Below are 14,588 nucleotides of genomic sequence, written 5' to 3'. Positions count from 1 at the left end.
TGGCCGCCCTGCCATGGAGACGGTTGACCCGGACGTGATTTGGGCCAGCAATGGCGGCAACCCGAATCCGACAGGTCGAGTATCATGACTGTTCACCAGCGCCCGCAAGCCATTGACGCCGCCAAGCTCGACAAGCTGGCCGAGGTCGCCATCCGCGTCGGCCTCAATCTCCAGCCGGGACAGGACCTGTTCCTGACTGCGCCGGTCGCGGCGTTGCCGCTGGTGCGTCGCATCGCCGAGCATGCCTATAAGGCGGGTGCCGGGATCGTCACGCCGATGCTGGCGGACGAGGAGGTGACGCTCGCGCGCTATCGCTTTGCGCCGGATGCGAGCTTCGACAAGGCGCCGGCCTGGCTCTACAAGGGCGTGGCCGAGGCCTTCTCCGCCAATACCGCGCGTCTCGCCATCGTCGGCGACAACCCGATGCTGCTGGCGAACGAGGACCCGGCCAAGGTCGGGCGCGCCAGCAAGGCGAATTCGCTGGCCTATCAGCCGGCGCTGGAGAAGATCGCCGGCTTCGACATCAACTGGAACATCCTGGCCTATCCGAGCGCGGCCTGGGCCAAGCAGGTCTTCCCTGATGATGCCGAGGAGGTCGCGGTCGGCAAGCTGGCGGAGGCGATCTTCTCGGCCTCGCGCATCGATCAGGCCGATCCGGTCGCTGCCTGGGCGGCGCATAACGCGGCGCTGCGGACGCGGCGCGACTGGTTGAACGGCCAGCGCTTTGCCTCGCTGCATTTCACTGGGCCGGGCACCGATCTGACCGTAGGCCTGGCCGACGGCCATGACTGGCAGGGCGGTGCCTCGCCGGCCAAGAACGGCATCGTCTGCAACCCCAATATCCCCACCGAGGAGGTCTTCACCACCCCGCATGCGCGCCGGGTCGAGGGCCATGTCTCGAGCACCAAGCCGCTCTCCTATCAGGGCTCGCTGATCGACCAGATCCAGGTCCGTTTCGAAGGCGGGCGGATCGTCGAGGCCAAGGCCTCGCGCGGCGAGGCGGTGCTGAACAAGGTGCTCGACACCGACGAGGGCGCGCGCCGGCTCGGCGAAGTCGCGCTGGTGCCGCATTCCTCGCCGATCTCGAAGAGCGGCATCCTGTTCTACAACACGCTCTTCGACGAAAACGCGTCCTGCCATATCGCCCTCGGGCAGTGCTATTCGAAATGCTTCGTCGATGGCGCGAACCTGACGCCGGAGCAGATCGCGGCGCAGGGCGGCAACAAGAGCCTGATCCATATCGACTGGATGATCGGCTCGGGCGAAGTCGACATCGACGGCGTCCATGAGGATGGCCGCCGCGTGCCGGTCTTCCGCAAGGGCGAGTGGGCCTGAGGGCAGACATCCGAGCCTCGCCCTTTCCGTCATGGTCGGGCTTGTCCCGACCATCCACGTCTTCGCTGGTCGAAAGCCGTGTCCCAGACGTGGATGCTCGCCACAAGGGCGAGCATGACGATGTGGTTGCCCGTCAGCCTGCGTTCGCCCTGAGCCAATCCCCCAGCGACGGGCTGTGATGCCCGTCCCGCCCGGTCGTGGCGGGAGCCGCGACCAGCGCGTTGAGCACGGCTTCCTGCGTCGCCTCTGCGGCGGCGCGGAAAAGCGTGTCGATGCGGTTCTCGTTGAGGGCGCGCAGCGGCACGAGATCATCAGGCTGGTCATGGTGGATCGGGTCGGCTGTCGTGAAGGCGACGGCGATATCCCCGCTGCCATTGCCCCAGAAGGCGCCGAGCCGGGCGAGGCCCGCTCCGCCACGCCGCGCGACGCGATGCAATTGCCGCGATTCCAGCGGCACGTCGGTGGCGATGACCAGGATGACCGAGCCGCGCTCGGCCTGCGGTTTCGCCTCGGGTGGCGTCGGGCGCCGGCCGTCGGGCAGGACGAGATCGCCGGCATTGCCGAAATTGGCCAGCGCCAGCACGCCGAGCGTGTGATCGGTCTCGTCTAGGGTGAAGCGGCGCGAAGCCGTGCCGATGCCACCCTTGAAGCCGAAGGCGCTCATGCCGGTGCCGGCGCCGACCGCGCCTTCCATGACGGGACCCGAGGCTGCGGCATCGAGCGCGGCGAAGGCATGGGCTTCAGTCAGCGCGCGGGCGCGGATATCGGAGAGATAGCCGTCATTGCATTCGAGCACGACCGGATTGACGGTGCCTGTCTCGCGGCCGATGTCGGGATTATCAGCGAGCGCGCGCGTCACCAGAGCATCGAAGCCGGTGCCGACGGCGAGCGTGTTTCCGAGCAGCAGCGGCGTTTCGATCTGGCCGAGCTCGGCGAGCTGCATCAGCCCGGCGCTCTTGCCGAAGCCGTTGATGATATCGACCGCGGCGCGGACCTTGCGACGGAAGAGATTGCCGTCGTGAGGCAGCAGCGCGGTGAAGCCGGTCCGAAGGTCACCCTCGTTCACGGTGACATGGCCGAGCTTGACGCCGGGCACGTCGGTGATCGCGTTGAGCGGGCCGGGCTGCTGGATGCCGCAAATGAGGCCGAAATCGCGGAGGCGCTGGGTCATGACGTGGTCCGGTGAAACGGTTCGGGATCAGCGCGGCAGGGTCGTGCCACGCCCATTCGCACGGGCCTTTTCGACGACCAGATGCGCGAGCGCGAGATCGGCCAGCGCGACGCCGCGGAAGCAGAAGAAGGAGCGGCCTGCCGGTGCGGTCGGGTGCGGACCGCCCGCAAGTTCCGTCATGTCATGGCCGAAGCTGACGGTCGTGACCGGATTGCCGGCGGCGTCATAGGGTGCGTGTGACTGCTCCAGGCTATCGGTGGCGAGGACGTCGAAGGCCGGCAGGGTCTCGGGCAACCAGCTCCGGCCGGTATCGACCGCTGCGGCGAAGGCGACGGGCTTTAGGCGCCGCGCATCGAGGAAGGGCCTCATCCCGGGGCCACCCGGGACCATCGAGATCACGATATCGCTCTGCGCGAGCAGCGTGTCCGCATCGTCCAAAACCTGCGCGGCGAGGCCGGTCGCGCGTGCGGCTTCCGCGAGGCGGTCGGCCGAGGCGCGGCTGCGGCTCATGGCCAGCGCCATGGTGAGGCCCGGATAGAGCGCACGGAAGGCGGCGAGATGGGCATGGGCCTGCAAGCCGCAGCCGATGAAGCCGATGGTTCGGGGCTGAGGCGGAGCGAGCCGTGAGGCTGCGGCGGCGGTGATCGCTGCGGTGCGGATCAGCGTGATCTCGTCGCCATCGAGGATCGCGCGCGGCATCCCCGTCGCATAGTCGTTGACGCAGATCAGCGCGCTGACGGCCGGCAGGGACGAGCCTGCCGCGATGGGCGCCATCGCCACCCATTTCACCGTGGCGATCTGCTGGGCGGAGGACGCCGCGGTCATCGCCTGGAAGCCGTGGCCGACTCCCAGCATCAGCGCCGTTTTCGGGATGCTCCGGTTCAAGCCGGCGGCATGGTCGCGAAAGCCTTGCAGTACGGCCTCGCGCGCCTCGTCGGGCGAGATCGCCAGCGCCCGGACGTCGTCGCGCGAAAGATACAGCAGGCTGTCGCTCATCCGGGGCACTCCATGACGCGGGCAAAGGCCCGAAGCGGCATGGATGCCGGGATACAGCCTGGCCGGAGCGGCGTCGAGGCACTCGGCCCCGATCGCAAGCCTCACCTTAGGGAAGCAAAATGCGTCACAGGATTGACATCTTCCTTAACTCGCGTATTTTTCCTTATATTGCAACCCAAGTTCCATTTAATGGAACTTTATAGGTAAATCGCGATGTCGATCCTGTCGTCGGCCGTGGATGTGCTGCGCTGCTTTTCGAGCACGCGCCATGACGTGACGGTGACGGATCTGGTGACGCTGCTGGGCATGCCGAAGAGCAATGCCTCGCGGCTGCTCCGGGCGATGCGCGACGAGGGGCTGCTGGAAACGGTCGGCGAGAGCAAGCGTTACCGGCCCTCGCTCCTGCTCAACCAGGTCGGCCATCTCTATCGGTTCGCGGCTTCGCTGATCGACCGCGCCGATGCGGTGGTTGGGGCCATCTCGGACCGGATCGGCCATACCGGCTATGTCAGCGTCCGGCGCGGCACCGAGATCGTCGCGGTGACGGCCCATCCCGGCCGCCATGCCCTGCGCGTGGTCACCTCGATCGGCGACCGCATTCCCGCCTTCGCCTCCAGCACCGGCCGCGCGCTGCTCGCCCGCCTGACGGACGACGAGGTCCGTGCGCTCTATCCCGCGGGCTTCACCCCGCCGTCCGAAACCGCGCCGCGTGATATCGACGACCTGCTCGATCGGCTGGCGCGTGTCCGCGATGAGGGATTCGCCGAATCACGCGACGAGGCGGTGCGCGGCGTGCGCGCGCTCTCGGTTGCGGTCGGCGACCCCGCGACCGGCGACGAGGTCGCGCTCTGCCTGTCCTTCCCGGCCGCCACCGTCGAGCCGGCCGAGCGCCTCGCCATCATCCGTTCCCTGGGAGAGGGCGCCGCGGAAATCGCGAGCCTCACCAAGGACAAGCGCTTCCACCCCCTCAATCTCGCAATCGCGGAGACCGCTCCATGAGCAATCGTTGGCGTATCGGCTTCGACATCGGCGGCACCTTCACCGACTTCATCCTGTACGATTCGCAGGAGCGTTCGGTTCGGCTGCACAAGCGCCTGACCACCCCGCATGATCCGTCCGAAGCGGCACTGATCGGTCTTGGCGAACTCACCGAAATGGCCGGGATCACGCTGGCCGATGTCGGTGACATCGTCCATGGCACGACGCTGGTCACCAACGCCGTGATCGAGCGCAAGGGCTCGAAACTTGGCCTGATCACCACCAAGGGCTTCCGCGACATCCTCGAAATGGGGACGGAGCAGCGCTACGACATCTACGACCTGTTCCTGACCTTCCCCGATCCGCTGGTCTCGCGCGAACATCGCCTCGAAGTGGCCGAGCGCATGGATCGCGACGGCCAGGTCGTCACCGCGCTCGACGCGGACGCCGTGCGCAAGGCCGCCCGCGAGCTCGAAGCCGCCGGCTGCGAGGCAATCGCGATCTGCTTCCTCAACAGCTACCGCAACCCCGCTCACGAGCAGGAAGCCGGCCGGATCGTCCGCGAGACCTGCCCGGAGCTGACCATCTCGCTGTCGAGCGAGGTCGTCGCCGAGATCTGGGAGTACCAGCGCTTCGTCACCACGGCGGCCAACGCTTATGTCCAGCCGCTGATGCGCCGCTACCTCCAGCGCCTGGAGCGCGAGCTTGCGGCCCGCTCCTTCCGCGGTTCGTTGACGCTGATGCATTCGGCCGGCGGCCTGGTCTCGCCCGAGACGGCGCGCACCTTCCCGATCCGCCTGCTCGAAAGCGGCCCTGCCGGCGGCGGCCTCGCCACGGCGCTGTTCGGCGAACTCGCCGGCCACAAGGACGTGATCTCCTTCGATATGGGCGGCACCACCGCCAAGGCCTGCATGATCGAGGATGGCCGCGCCGAGATCGCGCCGATGCTCGAAGCCGGCCGCGTCAACCGCTTTGCCAAGGGCTCCGGCCTGCCGATCAAGGCCCCCGTCATCGATATGATCGAGATCGGCGCCGGCGGCGGCTCGATCGCCGCGATCGACGAGGTCGGCCTGCTCAAGGTCGGCCCGCATTCGGCCGGCTCCGATCCCGGCCCGGCCTGCTACGGCATGGGCGGCACCAAGCCGACCGTCACCGACGCCAATCTCGTGCTCGGCTATTACGATCCCGGCTTCTTCCTGGGCGGGCGCATGGCGCTCGACCTTGAGGCGGCGCGCAAGGCGGTCTCGACCGTCGCTGCGCCGCTCGGCCTTTCGATCGAGGAAGCCGCCTGGGGCATCCACAAGGTCGTGGTCGAGAGCATGGGCGCCGCCGCCCGCGTCCATCTCGTCGAGAAGGGCAAGGACCCCCGCCATTACGCAATGGTCGGTTTCGGCGGTGCCGGCCCGGCGCATGCCGTCGATGTCGCCCGCGTGCTCGGCGTCAAGCAGGTCATCATCCCGCCGGCCTCTGGCGCGGCCTCCGCGCTCGGCTTCCTCGCCGCACCGCTCTCCTTCGACATGGTGCGTTCGCTGCCGGTCGAGTTCTCCGAGGGCTTCGATGCGGCCTCCGTCAATGCCGTGCTCCGCGATCTCGAGGTCGAAGGCCGCAAGCACCTGACCGAGGCCGGCGTGAAGTCCGACGACGTCACGGTGGAACGCACGGCCGATATGCGCCTCGTCGGCCAGATGCACGATATCTCCGTGCCATTGCCGGCCGGGACCATCGATGCGTCGAGCCTGGAGGCCGTCCGCGCGGCGTTCAGCAAGGCCTATTCCGCCCGCTATACCTCGGTCTATGAGGGGGCCCGGCTGGAGGCGATCAATTTCCGCGTCCGCTGCGCCGGCCCGGTGCCGACGCTCTCGCTCTCAGGCGCGGCCGGCGGCGGCGATGCCGCGAACAAGATCAAGGGCACCCGCAAGGCCTGGTTCGAGGGCGGCTGGAGCGAGGCCACCGTCTATGACCGTTACGCGCTGCGCTCCGGCGACAGCATCAAGGGACCGGCTATCATCGAGGAGCGCGAAGCGACCACGATCGTCCCGCCCGGCGACAGCGTCGCCATCGACGATGTCCTGAACCTGCTGGTTCATGTCGGACAGGCCAATGCCGCCGAGACCACGATCACCGCCGACATGCCGCTGGCCGAGGCCGCGCGCCGGATCGAGGCCGATCCGATCTCGCTTGAGATCATGTGGAGCCGGATGATCAACGTCGTCGAGGAGATGTGGCTGACGGTCTGCCGCACCGCCTTCTCGCTGGTGATCTCGGAAGCGCAGGACTTCGCCTGCGAACTGCTCGACCCCGAAGGCGAGACGCTGGCGCATTCGCCGCGCGCCATGCCGGTGTTCAACCTGACGCTGCCGCGCGCGGTCAAGGCGCTGCTGGAGCGCTATCCGGCCGATACGCTGAAGCCCGGCGACGTCCTTATCACCAACGATCCCTGGCTCTGCGCCGGCCATCTCTTCGACATCGCGGTGGTGACGCCGGTCTTCCTCGGCGATCGCGTCGTCGGCCTGATGGGCACGGTGGGCCATGTCTCGGATATCGGCGGCACCAAGGACAGCTTGCGGGCCCGCGAGATCTACGAGGAGGGCTTCCAGATCCCGCCGATGAAGCTCTACGAGGCCGGAAGGATCAACGAGACGCTGGTGCGCCTGCTGGGCGAGAACGTGCGCAACTCCGAGCAGGTGCTCGGCGACCTGCACTCCTTCGTCGCGGCCAATGCCATCGGCGCCGAACGGCTCCAGTCCTTCCTCACCGATTACGGCATGCAGGACCTGAGGGCGCTCGCCCATGTCGTGCAGAGCCGCTCGGAGAAAGCGATGCGCGACGCCATTCGCGCCATTCCGGACGGGGTCTATCACGGCACCGCCTCGAACAATCCGCTGGGCACGCCGATGCATTACCCGCTGGCGCTGACGGTGAAGGACGACACGATCCATCTCGACTTCGCCGGGGCGCCGCCGCAGCTCGCGCAGGGCGGGCTCAACTGCACGCTCAACTACACGATGGCGCATGCGACCTATCCGCTGAAATGCATGCTGACGCCGAATGTCCGCGGCAATGCCGGCTGCTACCGCGCCTTCACGGTCGAGGCCCCGAAGGGCTCGATCCTGAACTGCGACAAGCCGCTGGCGGTCAACCTGCGTACCCGCACCGGCTGGTATCTGGCGCCGAACATCTTCCGCGCCTTGTCGGAAGCGGCGCCGAAGCAGGTCCAGGCCTTCACCGGCCTGCCGGTGGCGGCGAGCGTCTATGGCCGCGATGCGGCCGGCGACACCTATTCCGACATGCTCTTCTGCGGCGGCGGCCAGGGCGGCTCGGCCCAGGGCGACGGCAAGTCCGGCCTGCTCTACCCGACGTCCGCCGCGAACACCTCGATCGAGACCTTCGAATCGCGGGTGCCAGTGCTGGTGGTCGAGAAGACCTATCTCACCGACTCGGGCGGCGCCGGCCAGCATCGCGGCGGTCTCGGCCAGCGCGTGCGCTTGCGCAAGCTCTCGGATGACGGCCTGCCGACGCTGGTCTCGCTCTATCCGGAAGGGGTCAACAACCCGATCCCGGGCCTGTTCGGCGGCAAGGCCGGCGGCGGGGCGTCGGGCCGGGTGATCGACGAGCAGGGCCATGTGTTGAAGGACGTCGGCACCGGCGAGCTCGTCCAGGTTCGTCAGCCGCAGGAGATCGTCGAGCTCGTGCTCGCCGGCGGCGCCGGCTACGGCCCGGCCTCCGAGCGTTCGCGGGAGGCGATCGCCCGCGACATCGCGCTCGGGCTCGTCTCTTCCGATGCGGCCAAGCGCGATTACGGCGTGCAGGGAGCGCATGCCACGCAGGACGTCGGCGAAGCCAAGGCCGGCATCCTGGTTGCCTGAGAAGGCAAGGGAACAACGCAAACGCCCGACAGGGGCTAATGAGGGGACTGAGGCATGACCAATCCAACCGAGGGGGTGCCTCAGAAGCACCCCAGCCTGTTCGAGCCGGCGACGCTGCTGCTCATCGCCGTGCTCTGCGTCTTCGGCGCGATCATCGGCATGCAGCTTCTGGTGTCGCTCGGCATCACCGCCAACACCTCGCTGATCGGCGCGCTCGCTGCCATGGCGCTGGCGCGCGTGCCGCTCGCGATCTTCGCGCGCTACCGCTCGATCCATGTCCAGAACCTGGCCCAGAGCGCGATCTCCTCGGCCACGTTCGGCGCGGCCAACAGCCTGCTCCTGCCGGTCGGCATTCCCTGGCTGCTCGGACGTCCGGATCTCGTCCTGCCGATGCTTGCGGGCGCTTTCTTCGCCATGCTGCTCGACGCCTATCTGCTCTACCGGATGTTCGATTCCCGCGTCTTCCCGGCGCAGGGCGCCTGGCCTCCGGGCGTCGCAGCGGCCGAGGCGATCAAGGCCGGCGACGAGGGCGGCCGCAAGGCTGTGCTGATGGGCATCGGCTTCGGCACGGGCGTCGTCGCATCCTTCATCAAGATCCCACTGGCCTGGATCGGCTTTGCCGGCTCGGCCGCCGTCACCGGCATTCCGATGTCGGCCTTCGGCGTCGCCTTCATCGGCAATATCTGGGCGCTGCTCATGTTCGGCATCGGCCTGCTGCTGCGCGGCTATTCCGGCCAGCTCTTCAGCGGCCCGGCTTTCGCCAACATCATCCCGAAGGGCGACCTGATGGCCGCCTATATCCCGCACGGCTTCATGATCGGCGCCGGCCTCGTCGCCCTGTTTCAGGTCGCGGCGCTGCTGTTCCGGCGCGGCGAGGCCAAGGGCGAGGCGACCTCGGGCGTCTCGGATGCCGAGGTCAAGCGTGCGCTCGGGCTCGGGACGGTCGGCTATCTCGTGATCGCCGTGTTCATCGCGATCGTCGGCGGGCTGATGAGCGACATGTCGATGGGCATGCTGATCCTGTTCGTGCTCTACGCCGCCTTCGCGGCTTATGTGCATGAGCTGATCGTCGGCCTCGCGGCGATGCATTCCGGCTGGTTCCCGGCCTTCGCGGTCGCGCTGATCACGCTGATCATCGGCATGCTGATCGGCTTTCCGATGCCGGCCCTGGCGCTGCTCGTCGGCTTCTCGGCCGCGACCGGGCCTGCCTTCGCCGATATGGGCTACGACCTGAAGGCCGGCTATCTGCTGCGCGGCAATGGCGCAGATCCCGCCTTCGAGCGCGATGGCCGCCGGCAGCAGCTCTTCGCGGCGATGTTCGCCTTCGTCGTGGCGGGCGCGGTCGTGCTGTTCTCCTATCAGTCCTATTTCGACCAGAACCTCGTCGCCCCCGTGAACAAGGTCTATGCCGCGACGATCAAGGCAGGCGTCGCTGATGGCGTCGCCTGGCAGCTCTTCCTCTGGGCGATCCCTGGCGCGATCCTGCAGTTCATCGGCGGGCCGAAGCGGCAGATCGGCGTGCTCTTCGCCACCGGCCTGCTGATCGCCTTCCCGATGGCGGGCTGGGCTGTGCTGGCCGGCATCCTCTGCCGGATCATCTGGGAGAAGCTGCGCGGGGCGGGCGGCGAGGGCGACATGGAGGTCTTCGCTGCCGGCGTCATCGCGGGCGACGCGATCTTCTCCTTCTTCGACTCCGTCTCGAAGAATTTCTGGAAGCGCTGAGCGAACCAGGCCTCGGGGCGATCGTCCCGAGGCCTTTTCATCGCGGAGGAGGCATCGCCATGAGCAAGCTGGGCACCTTGACCATCGGCCAGGCGCCGCGCGCCGACATCACGCCGATCCTCGACGACGTGCTCGACGCGCGCCTGGCGCGACGCCATGCCGGCGTGCTCGACGGTCTGAGCCGTGCCGAGATCGAGCGCGACTTCGCGACCGAACCCGGCAAGCCGGTGCTGATCACCAAGCTGCTCGACGGCAGTGCCGCGGTCATCGACCGCGCCCGTACCGAGGCGGCGGCGCAGGCCAAGCTCGCCATGCTGGAAGCCGAGGGCTGCTCGACGATCCTGATGCTCTGCACCGGGCATTTCGAGAGCCTGAGGACGGAGAAGGCGCGACTCGTCGAGCCGGACCGCATCCTGCCGCTGACCGTGGCGGCGCTGGTGCAGGGCGCCCCGCTCGGCATCATCGTGCCGCTGGCCGAGCAGATTTCGTCGGAGGCTGGGAAATGGGCGCCGCTCGGGCGCGCACCGCTCTATGCCGCAGCCTCGCCCTATGGCGGTGGCGGGATTTCGGTCGCGGAAGCTGCGCGTGATCTCGCCGGGCGCGGCGCGCAGGTCCTGCTGATGGACTGCATGGGCTTCGTCGAGCGGCATCGTCGCGAAGCAGGAGAGGCGGGTCTGCCGGTCATCCTCTCTAACAGCCTGATCGCCAAGCTGGTCTCGGAGATCGTCTGACGGTCCCTTGAGGTTCCAAAGAAAAGGCCGCCCAAGGGCGGCCTTTTGCGTTTGCTGCGAGGCGCAAGTCTCACTTCGGCGCGAAGATACCGAGGCTGCTCGCGGTGATGTCGAAGGAGAGCGTAGCGACCACGGCTGCACCGCACCACTTGGAGCGGCCGCTGCCGCTGGTGATCCCACGCGGATCGGCCGTCAGCGCGAAGCATTCGTTCTTCGACAGGTCGGTGTCGTGATAGCGGACATCCGCCGTGACGTTCTTCCAGGTATAGGACACGCCGGCATTCCAGTAGTTGTAGTCCGGCAGGTTGGTCGGCGGCACCGTCGACCAGATCGCGAGATTGGTGGTGCCGAGCCAGTAATGGCCGAACTCGCCGGAGACCGAGAGGCCTTCCAGGAAGGGCAGGGCGTACTTGGCGGTCACCGAGGCGTAGGTGCCGCTGGCGCCGGTGCCGAGCCAGTCCCAGGCGTAGAAGACGTTGGCGCCGAGCGTCAGGCTCTCCGCGAAGGTGTAGGAGACCTTGCCGTAGACCTCGGTGTAATCCGTGTTCTTCGGCGTCCAGAACACGCCGGTGGCGTCGATCAGCTGCTTTTCGTTGGGATAATAGTACTGCATCACGCCGAGGTCAAAGGCGAGGTCGCCGAATTTCGGCCGGATGCCGCCGTAGAAGTCGATTTCAGCCGGAGGGCGCGTGGCGAGGTCGACGCTCGAGCCGTAGACGCCGGCATAGAACAGGTTGTTGTAGATCTGCAGCTCGGCGCCGCCGCCGATGCCGGGCTTGCGGTCGGTCTGGGAGATGCCGCGGAAATTGTAGTCGGTCTGGGCCTTCACGTTGACGGCAATGTCGAACCAGGTGATCGACGGGACGACCGGCACAGGCGGTGCGCCCTTCTTGCTCGGCAGGTCCGAGGCCTGGGCACTGCCGATTCCGGCTGCCAGAGCCAAGCCGAGTATCGAGGAACGGAAGAGATCGGACATCTACAGAAACCCCTCGCCGCGCATGGATCGCGCTGTCGATCCATCAAACTGGCGGGGGCGGGTTTCCGGCAAGGCGAGCTTTTGGGCTGAACGCACACCGAAAAAGCAAAGGCCCCCGAAACGGGGGCCTTCGCGCCTGCAAAAAAGGCAATGCGGATTATCTGCTAATCCGTGACAATTATGCCACGCTCGCTGGGCAGCCAGATGAACGTCTCAGCGCTGCGCCGGCTGGCTCGCATAGGCCGCCGTCGACTGGTCGAGGCTGGAGGTCTTGAGGCCGTTGGCGCGGCGTGGCGGCAGCGGAGCGCTGGTCGTGGTCGGCGAGGCCGGAACGACCGAGACGACCGGAGCCGCTGCGGTGGCGACGCCCTGATCGGCCGTGCCGCCGAAGGTCGGCATGAAGCTGAGGGCGCGCTGCAGGAAGGGCTTGTCCTCCGCAGGGGCTGCCGGAGCGGCCGGGACGACCGGCGTCGAGGAGGCACTGGCCAGCACCGGTGCCTGCTGGGCATTGCCCGGGGCGACCTTGGCGAGCTGCGTCGCGGCGGGAGCCACGGCTGCACGCGGCGCCACGGCGGGCTTGGCCTCGATCGGGGCGGGCTCCTCGGCGGGCGCGGCGGCGACGGCAGCGAGGATGGCGTCATTGTCGGCAGAGGCAGCGCGGATGGTCGCCTTCGCCTTGCCGGTATTGTCGAGCACCACGACGCGCGGGCCGGAGGCGAGCGCATCCTCGCGGCTTATGCCGACATCCCGCGACGCCCAGGAGGCGGAGCGATTCAGGGCATCGGCGCCGTTGGAGGCCAGCGCCCGCTTGAACGAGGCGTGCTGGTCGCCGTCGTCATAGATCAGCTTGATCGCGGGCGTGCCCTTGGCGACGAGGGCCGCGACCTGGACATCGTCCTCGCGGCGCTTCTCGGCGACGGCGGCCGGGGCCTGGCCGCCATTGAAGACGTAGCGGCCGCCGGCGACGGACACGGCCGGCTCGTCCTTCATGACCTCGAAATAGTCGGAGCCTTCCTTCAGGTTCTTCCAGAAGGCGATGTTCGGGTCGAGCCGGTGCTTGGCCAAGTTCTGCGCGGTCATCCGGAAGGGATAGGCCTGCATCTGCACCGCGCGCTGGCCGGCATTCTGGGCCTCGCGCACCAGGGCGTAGATCTCGCCGATCTGGTCGTCCGTCATCGAATAGCAGCCGGCCGAGGAGCAGGCGCCATGTACCATCAGATGCGCGCCGGTGCGGCCATAGGAGCGGTCATAGGCGTTGGGATAGCCCATGTTGAACGAGACGTAATAGGACGAATTCGGGTTCATCTGCTGGGGCGTGATTGCATAGAAGCCCTCCGGCGCCATGCGATCCCCCTCGCGGACCTTCGGGCCGAGCTGGCCGGACCAGCGGCACATCGGGAAGGTCTTCAGCAGCGCGTATTGCCCGTCGGCCTTGCGCTTCCAGACCTCCAGCTCCGATTCCTTCTTGTAGGATCGGATGATGATCGGCTGGTCCTTGTTCATGCCCTTCTCGGACATGAGGGCATAGGTCGCGCTCGGAATCGGGATGTTGTGGCGCGCGGAGCCGCGATAGCGGTCTTCCTCGCAGGCAGCCAGTGTCAATGCAACAAAAGCCACGAGCGCGAGTTGCTTGATTGCCACGTCGTCAATCCCATTGATCGGCAGGCCGGGGCGCGACCTGTGACTTCGCAAGACGGCCAAATTGTGCCGTCGACTCGTTTTAGATGCGTTAGCCTTGAGGGTTCCTTACCATAGCCTTCCCGAGTCTGGCCACATGGTCAACGCGGGGTAAAGGACCCTTGCTTTCGCAATTGCGAGATATTCGGTTCCCGAGATTGCTCAGAGATTGCGGCCGATCGCGAGAAACTTGTCCGCACGCTTGGCGACGATGTCGTCGCCGCTCAAGCCGGCGAGATCGCTGAGCGCGGCGGCGATCGCATCGCCCGCGCGGTTGATCGCGGCCTGGCCGTCGCGATGGGCGCCGCCCGTCGGCTCCTGCACGATCTTGTCGATGATGCCGAATTTCAGCAGATCCTGCGCGGTGATCTTCATGCCCGTCGCGGCGTCCTGCGCGCGTGCCGTGTCGCGCCAGAGGATCGAGGCCGCGCCTTCCGGCGAGATCACCGAATAGATCGCATGCTCCATCATCATGACGCGGCTGGCGGCGGCGATCGCGATCGCCCCGCCCGAGCCACCCTCGCCGATGACCAGCGCGATGCTCGGGCTGCGCAGACCCAGCCAGGCTTCGGTCGACCGGGCGATGGCCTCGGCCTGGCCGCGCTCCTCCGCCTCGATGCCGGGATAGGCGCCGGCGGTGTCGACGAAGCTCAGGACGGGCAGGCCGAAGCGGTCCGCAAGCTCGGCCAGGCGCACGGCCTTGCGATAGCCCTCAGGCTTGGGCATGCCGAAATTGTGCCGGATGCGGGTCTCGGTCGAGTCGCCCTTCTCCTGGCCGATGACGCAGACCGGCTCGCCGCGGAAACGGCCGAAGCCGCCGACGATGGCCTCGTCCTCGCCGAAGGCGCGGTCGCCGGCGAGCGGGGTGAATTCGGTGATCAGACCGGCGCAGTAATCCTTGAAATGCGGGCGCTGCGGATGGCGCGCCACCAACGTCTTCTGCCAGGGCGTCAGGGCCGCATAGAGTTCCTTCAGCGCCTGGCTGGCGCGGGCGTCGAGCTTGCCGATCTCCTCCGAAAGGGAGATGCCGTCGCCGCGTGCCTCGAGGGCCCGCAGCTCGTCCGCCTTCGCCTCCAGCTCGGCGACCGGTTTCTCGAAATCCAGGTAGCTACGCATCGTGATCCAGTTCAGATTCC

Annotated in this window: 10 protein-coding genes; 5 read left to right on the top strand and 5 right to left on the bottom strand. The window is 67.4% G+C overall.

Translation table 11 applies throughout. The annotated features are described in order from the left end of the window. The first annotated feature begins 84 nt into the window (after window positions 1–84). Window positions 85–1,335, top strand: a complete 1,251-nt coding sequence (locus tag JHD80_RS08930) for an aminopeptidase (protein ID WP_199086185.1) — start codon at window positions 85–87, stop codon at window positions 1,333–1,335. A 133-nt stretch (window positions 1,336–1,468) separates the two neighbouring features. On the opposite strand, the gene JHD80_RS08925 is transcribed toward JHD80_RS08930, so the two are convergent. Together JHD80_RS08925 and JHD80_RS08920 are read right to left on the bottom strand one after the other, a co-directional pair. Then, on the bottom strand, window positions 1,469–2,506 hold the full coding sequence (locus JHD80_RS08925) for a DmpA family aminopeptidase (protein WP_199086183.1): 1,038 nt from the start codon (window positions 2,504–2,506) through the stop codon (window positions 1,469–1,471). A gap of 27 nt (window positions 2,507–2,533) precedes the next feature. Next, window positions 2,534–3,502 (bottom strand): hypothetical protein, encoded by a 969-nt coding sequence (locus JHD80_RS08920; RefSeq protein WP_199086181.1) that lies wholly within the window; start codon window positions 3,500–3,502, stop codon window positions 2,534–2,536. 213 nt (window positions 3,503–3,715) lie between these two features. Between JHD80_RS08920 and JHD80_RS08915 the strand changes: the two genes are divergently transcribed. From JHD80_RS08915 to JHD80_RS08900, 4 genes are read left to right on the top strand one after another with little or no spacing between them, the layout of a single operon-like run. Continuing rightward, window positions 3,716–4,501: an IclR family transcriptional regulator gene (locus tag JHD80_RS08915; protein ID WP_199086179.1), complete on the top strand. Its 786-nt coding sequence runs from the start codon at window positions 3,716–3,718 to the stop codon at window positions 4,499–4,501. Next, complete coding sequence (locus JHD80_RS08910) at window positions 4,498–8,346, top strand: hydantoinase B/oxoprolinase family protein (protein ID WP_199086177.1); 3,849 nt, start codon at window positions 4,498–4,500, stop codon at window positions 8,344–8,346. Before JHD80_RS08915 ends, JHD80_RS08910 begins: the two co-directional genes overlap by 4 nt. Window positions 8,347–8,400: 54 nt before the next feature. Continuing rightward, on the top strand, window positions 8,401–10,068 hold the full coding sequence (locus tag JHD80_RS08905) for an OPT/YSL family transporter (protein ID WP_199086175.1): 1,668 nt from the start codon (window positions 8,401–8,403) through the stop codon (window positions 10,066–10,068). A gap of 59 nt (window positions 10,069–10,127) precedes the next feature. Further along, window positions 10,128–10,799 (top strand): AroM family protein, encoded by a 672-nt coding sequence (locus tag JHD80_RS08900; RefSeq protein ID WP_199086173.1) that lies wholly within the window; start codon window positions 10,128–10,130, stop codon window positions 10,797–10,799. 70 nt (window positions 10,800–10,869) lie between these two features. Here JHD80_RS08900 and JHD80_RS08895 read toward each other — a convergent pair whose 3' ends face one another. The 3 genes from JHD80_RS08895 to JHD80_RS08885 form a co-directional block, all read right to left on the bottom strand. Further along, window positions 10,870–11,775, bottom strand: a complete 906-nt coding sequence (locus JHD80_RS08895; protein WP_199086171.1) for a TorF family putative porin — start codon at window positions 11,773–11,775, stop codon at window positions 10,870–10,872. Between the two features lie 213 nt (window positions 11,776–11,988). Further along, window positions 11,989–13,416 (bottom strand): murein L,D-transpeptidase family protein, encoded by a 1,428-nt coding sequence (locus tag JHD80_RS08890; protein WP_349237236.1) that lies wholly within the window; start codon window positions 13,414–13,416, stop codon window positions 11,989–11,991. A 198-nt stretch (window positions 13,417–13,614) separates the two neighbouring features. After that, on the bottom strand, window positions 13,615–14,568 hold the full coding sequence (locus JHD80_RS08885) for an acetyl-CoA carboxylase carboxyltransferase subunit alpha (RefSeq protein ID WP_199086169.1): 954 nt from the start codon (window positions 14,566–14,568) through the stop codon (window positions 13,615–13,617). Between the last annotated feature and the right edge of the window lie 20 nt (window positions 14,569–14,588).

The sequence above is a fragment of the Allobosea sp. ASV33 genome, from assembly GCF_016428755.1.
Taxonomy (GTDB): domain Bacteria; phylum Pseudomonadota; class Alphaproteobacteria; order Rhizobiales; family Beijerinckiaceae; genus Allobosea.
The sequence above is the reverse complement of the archived record's forward strand: the minus strand, read 5'-3'. Positions and strand labels throughout refer to the sequence as shown.